Raw genomic sequence first — 2,956 nt, 5'->3', positions numbered from 1 at the left:
GTGCTGGGCTTCTTTTTCGCGCCGGTGTTCTCGCTGTTCCTCATCGCGACGGGCGCGTTCGGGGCTCGGGACGGGACTGTACGGCCCCACCCCGCGGGACCGCCCTCTCGCGGACGTTCGCGCCCGCGAGGGGGACCGCCTTCGGTGTCGTGATGGCCGCCGGCTCTCTCGGAGCGGCCGCACTGCCCGCCGTCGCCGCGTTCGTCACGACCCGGTACGGCTGGCGGCTGGCGCTTGCCAGCGCCGCCCCGCTGTTCATGCTTGTCGCCGGCGCGCTCTGGCTCTCGGTGTCAGACCGTCCGACCGGCGAGTCCGAACGGAGCCTCCGGCGGGACCTCCGAACGGTTCTCACCGGCCTTCGCAACCGACGGCTCGTGCTGTCGGTTTCGGGCAAGACACTGATGCTGTTCGCCTTCCAGGCCGTGACAGCATTCCTCACCACGTATCTGGTCACGGTTCGGGGCCTCTCACAGGGAACCGCTGGGGCGCTTCTCTCGGTGCTGTTCGTCGGTGGCGCGCTCTCACAGACAGTCACCGGCCGGCTCGCTGACCGATACGGAACGCCAAGTGTTCTGACCGCTGTCGCGCTCGTCAGTACCGTTCCACTCGTGCTCATTCCGTCCGTCCGCGGCGTCGTGCCGCTGGCCATCGTTTCCGGCGTCATCGGTGTTCGGATGAGTGTCGGCCCGCTGGCAAACGCCTACATCGTCGATACGCTGCCTGACACCGCCGAAGGCACCGGCTGGGGCCTGCTCCGGACCGGCTTTTTCGGGATTAGTTCGCTGGGCTCGACCGCTGTCGGCCTGCTCGCCGACCAGAACCTGTTTGCGGTCGCGTTCTACGGTCTCGCCGGTCTGACGCTCCTGGCCGCGGCTACCTTCGTCGTCCTCCCACGCCGGGACCGCCTGTAACGGCTCCGCCCGCAGCTGGTCAGTCTGAGGGGAAAGACAGTTGCCCCGCGGCCTGCCAGTAGGCGTATGCGAATCGCCGTCCCCAACAAGGGCCGCCTGCACGAACCAAGCGAGGAACTGCTCGAACGGGCCGGCCTCCACCTGGTCGACGGGGCCGACCGCCAACTGCACGCCGACACCGTCGACCCGGACGTGACCGTCCTGTACGCCCGTGCCGCCGACATCCCCGAGTACGTCGCGGACGGCGCTGCCGACGTGGGTATCACCGGCCTCGACCAGGTCCGGGAGTCCGACACCGACGACCTCGTCGAACTCCGCGACCTCGATTTCGGCCGCTGTCGCCTCGTTCTGGCCGCGCCGGAGGACAGCGACATCGAGACCGTGTACGACTTCGAAGGGGGCCGCATCGCCACGGAGTTCCCCAAAATCACCCGGCGGTACTTCGACCGGGTCGATGTGGACGTGGACGTGACCGAGGTGTCCGGCGCGACGGAACTGACACCCCACGTCGACATCGCCGACGGCATCGTCGACATCACCTCGACCGGGACCACGCTCCGGATGAACCGGCTGGCCGTCGTCGACGAAGTCCTCGAAAGCTCTGTCCGCCTGTTCGCCCGCGAAGACACCGCTGACGACGAGAAGGTCCAGCAGGTCGACACCGCGCTCGGCTCCGTCCTCGCCGCCGAAGACAAACGCTATCTGATGATGAACGCCCCCGAGGACGCCCTCGACGACGTGGAAGACGTGCTTCCGGGCATGGGCGGCCCCACGGTGATGGACATCGCCGGCTCCGACCAGCTCGCCGTTCACGCCGTCGTCGAGGAGCGCGCCGTCTTCGAGACGATTAGCTCGCTCAAAGACGTGGGCGCAAGTGACATACTGGTGACAGAGATAGAGCGGCTGGTCGAATAGCCGTTTTGCTCGTGCTGTTTCTCACGCGCTCACGGAGCGTACTCGACTTTGATACACTCATCGGCGTCGACCGTGACGAGAGACTCGCTGAACCGAAACGAGATAGAATCGGTTTCGGGCGTCTCACGTTTGCTGTCCTGTCTGAACAAGTCATTCAGTGATTCGGGATTGACAACGCCGTACAGTGAGGGGAGCGCTCGTGGATGGCAATCCTCAGCGATACTCACAGCCAGGACGACCGCTTCGCTTACCGATTCAGCGGAACGAACCTCGCGTTTAATCATACTAATCCTATAATTCAAAATATCTAATTAGTTCTGATTTTCACGTTCTGCATGTTGTTTATTATCCGGGTGAAACATCGGACAGCCCGCCAACAAGGACTCAACGGGGGTTACACGAAGCTGAAGATGTTGTTCAGCGCGAACCCGAGGACGGCTGCGAAGGCCAGGTGCAGCGCCACGAGCGGGGCTGTCGAGCGGGTCGAGAGCCGGTACGTGGTACTAATCGCGATACCGTCGGCCAGCATTGTGAGCACGAGGACGACCAGCACGCCCAGATCCGCCGAGACGACGCCGGACTCGACCCCCCAGCGCTGGAGGATCAGCGAGACGACCGCCGGTGCGGTGGCGGCTTTGGCCGCGAGCTGGCTGGGCACGTCGCCAATGAAAAACGTCGCGGCCAGGTGGAGCGTGACGGCGTAGAAGAGCCAGGTGACGAGAACGGTAACGAGGACGGCGAGGATACCGCCACCGGTCAGGCTAGAGAACCCGGACTGGAGCATACTCGAGGTTCGGCGGCCGCTCGCTTGTGCGTTTTGTTCCCGGGCGCGACCGGCACGCTCATAGCCGCTCGGCCACACCGCTCGGGCGTGTACGTCCTCGAACTCGGCGGGCAGGACGACGCGTTCGCGCGGCGGGAGGCAGCAAGCGCCGCGAGCGCCGTCGACACCCTCGCGCCCGGACTAGCGACGGCACGGGGCATCAGCGACCGTGTTCGCCACCTCGCGTTCACCCACCGGGCCTGTGACCTGATCGGAATCGCGGACCCCGACATCGAAAGCGCCGCCGCGCTGCTGTCGGCCGCGACCATCGACCGCGAGGGGAGCGTCGCCGTGCGAGCGGTCGACG

Annotated in this window: 3 protein-coding genes and 2 pseudogenes; 3 read left to right on the top strand and 2 right to left on the bottom strand. The window is 65.7% G+C overall.

All coding sequences use genetic code 11. The features are described 5' to 3' along the window. Together GJ630_RS19280 and hisG are read left to right on the top strand one after the other, a co-directional pair. Positions 1–911: pseudogene (locus GJ630_RS19280) on the top strand (MFS transporter); the annotation flags it as partial. A 66-nt stretch (positions 912–977) separates the two neighbouring features. Beyond that, positions 978–1,826: an ATP phosphoribosyltransferase gene (gene hisG / locus GJ630_RS19275; RefSeq protein WP_014039135.1), complete on the top strand. Its 849-nt coding sequence runs from the start codon at positions 978–980 to the stop codon at positions 1,824–1,826. Between the two features lie 29 nt (positions 1,827–1,855). Here hisG and GJ630_RS19270 read toward each other — a convergent pair whose 3' ends face one another. Beyond that, positions 1,856–2,110: a HalOD1 output domain-containing protein gene (locus GJ630_RS19270; RefSeq protein ID WP_014039134.1), complete on the bottom strand. Its 255-nt coding sequence runs from the start codon at positions 2,108–2,110 to the stop codon at positions 1,856–1,858. A 110-nt stretch (positions 2,111–2,220) separates the two neighbouring features. After that, the gene (locus tag GJ630_RS19265) at positions 2,221–2,610 is read right to left on the bottom strand and encodes a hypothetical protein (RefSeq protein ID WP_014039133.1); all 390 of its coding nucleotides are present in this window, start codon (positions 2,608–2,610) and stop codon (positions 2,221–2,223) included. A gap of 87 nt (positions 2,611–2,697) precedes the next feature. Between GJ630_RS19265 and GJ630_RS19260 the strand changes: the two are divergent. Continuing rightward, positions 2,698–2,956, top strand: a pseudogene (locus GJ630_RS19260) (TIGR01177 family methyltransferase); the annotation flags it as partial.

Source organism: Haloarcula sp. CBA1122, assembly GCF_009741785.1.
Lineage (GTDB): Archaea > Halobacteriota > Halobacteria > Halobacteriales > Haloarculaceae > Haloarcula > Haloarcula hispanica.
The sequence above is the reverse complement of the archived record's forward strand: the minus strand, read 5'-3'. Positions and strand labels throughout refer to the sequence as shown.